Here is a 2,229-nt window from a genome sequence, read left to right on the forward strand (position 1 = left end):
AGCGCCGGCGCCGGCAGCAGGGTGCGCAGGCGCTGCCGCAGGCGGCGCCGTTGTGCCGCGGCCAGCCGTTCGCCGCTCATGGACAGCTTGCCGGCCCGGGCCCGGCATGCGTACAGGGCCAGCAGGTCGCCCAGCGGAGTGTCCTGTTTGTGGAAGTAGTTGTCCCGCAGCCAGTGCGCTTCGGGGTGGAAGAAGTGCCCGGCCTTGAGGTCCTCGAGCGTGCCGAGCAGGCCGCTGCCGTCAAAGACCTTGTTCAGCATCTGCTCGGAGACGCCGAAATCGGAGAGGACCAGTACCGGCAGGCCGGCGTCGACCGCCTCCAGCGCCGCGGTGGAGCTGACGGTCACCAGGGCGGTGCCGGGGACCAGCTGCTCCGCCATCGGGCCGGTGCGGAATTGAAGTTCGTGCCCGGCGGCGGCGCGGCTCTCCACCAGCTGCTCCCAGAGGGTGTCGTACGGGTACTGCTCGCGGTGGGTCTGCGGCTCGCCGGCCCACGCGCGCAGCTTCACCCGGACCGGCAGCCCGGACCGGCGCGACAGCGCGGCCAGGGCCTGCAGGATGGCCACCCGGTCCGCGCGCTCCACCGGCACTTTGGCCTGCGGGGCGAAGACCACCGCGCGCAGCGGCGTGATTACCGGTTCCGGCCTCAGGGCCGAGGTGAGGAACGGCAGCCGGCTGACCAGGATCTGCTGCTCCTGCCGCAGCAGCTCCGCCTGGTCGCTGAAGGCCCGGCATTCGGCGTAGCTGTGGGTGATGAAGGCATCGCCCAGGGCGCGGAAGCGCAGCGCCTTGCCGGTGGCGGGGATGGCGACGCCGGGCAGCGCGGACAGCAGGGCCGGGCGCGGGGTGATCCGGGCCGCATGGGCGAAGATTTCCTCCGCCACGGGGCCGGTGGCGGCTGCCAGCACGACGTCGCTGCCGGCCAGCGAGGTGCGCAGCGCATGCGCCGGCAGTACCGGCACGTTCCGGCCGTCCTGGAAGGTTCCGGCGGTGGCTGCGGCGAGCTGGTCGCGGGTGGGCAGCAGCGGCGAGCGGACCAGCAGGACCTGGCGCTCCCAGCCGGGCCCGAGGTTCTGCAGCGTGGCACAGGCGAACTTCAGGTACGAGTCGCTGTCCGCGACGGCGGTAATCCGGTAGCCGGCGCCGGTTTCCGGCAGCGCCGGCGTGCTCATGACGCCGCTCCCGGATAGCCGGTGCTGCCCGCACGCCCGGGGCGGTGCCCAGCCGGGCCGGCGTCATTGAGCGAGCTGCTCAGGTGCCGGCGCAGTTCCCGCGAAGTCTTCGGGGTCCACCAGTGTTCCGGGACGGCATGGCCGCGCAGGGGGATGCCGCCGGGGGCCAGGATCAGCCGCAGCGAGGCCAGCACGGTGGAGGGCAGGGCGCGGACCACCTGGCCCGGCCGCAGCCCGCGCAGCCGCATTTCCACCGGGACGGTGTGCTCGTTGACGTGGATCAGCGGGTGCGCGGCCAGGGCCTCGAGCACCTGCGGCGTCTCCCGGCGGTGCGGGAAGTAGCTGACCGGGCCGTCCTCGGTCAGGGACCGGACCCACTCGATGTACGGTGCCGGGTGGATCAGCCCGTCCGCGGGCAGGGCCGAGCCGACCAGGACGGTGGGCTCGCGGATGTACTCGGTGGCCGGCTGGGTGCCCAGCCACTCGAAGCGGTGCCGCTCCAGCTTGCCGCCGAGGGCGCGGAACCGGCGTTCGACGGCGGCGGGCACCGGCAGGGCGGTGAAGACCAGCAGCCGGCCCTGCCGGGCCAGCCGGCGCAGGTGGTGCCAGGTGGCCAGTCCCAGCATCCGGCGCGGGGCGCCGGCCTGGTGGCGGGGCCGGATGAGCGGGACCGGGCGGTCCCGCACCAGCGTGGCCAGCAGCTTCAGCGTGGCCAGGCCGTCGTCCAGGATCACCACCTCGTCGGCGCGGATCCCGCGCAGCAGCTCGGTTTGGACCTTCCCGGAATAGGCGTCCCCGGCCACCCAGCGGGCCAGCTCGCCGGAACGGACGGACGGGACGGCGGCGGCCGCGTCCGCGAAACTGAGGCCTGCCGGGACCTGGTCCCGGAGCAGGGCCACGGTGCGGTCCAGGCCGGCGGCATCCCCGCGGGCATGGACCGTGGTGTGCCGGCCCAGCAGGCCGGCGCTGTGGGCCTCGACGGCGCTGAGCAGCTGCAGCGGTGACTCGGCCCAGACCGCGGCCTGGCCGAAGCGCGGCCTGGCGATCTCGGCCTGCC

Annotated in this window: 2 protein-coding genes; both read right to left on the minus strand. The window is 74.3% G+C overall.

Annotated elements, in window-relative coordinates; all coding sequences use genetic code 11:
* Nucleotides 1–1,172: DUF6716 putative glycosyltransferase (locus ACFQ36_RS22265; protein ID WP_377017678.1), on the minus strand; the 1,172-nt coding region annotated here is incomplete at its 3' end.
* A partial coding sequence (locus ACFQ36_RS22270; RefSeq protein WP_377017680.1) for a hypothetical protein occupies nucleotides 1,169–2,229 on the minus strand: 1,061 nt, incomplete at its 5' end. The genes ACFQ36_RS22270 and ACFQ36_RS22265, both read right to left, overlap by 4 nt.

Origin of the sequence: Arthrobacter sp. GCM10027362 (assembly GCF_042679445.1) — a bacterium.
In the GTDB taxonomy this organism is placed as follows: domain Bacteria; phylum Actinomycetota; class Actinomycetes; order Actinomycetales; family Micrococcaceae; genus Crystallibacter.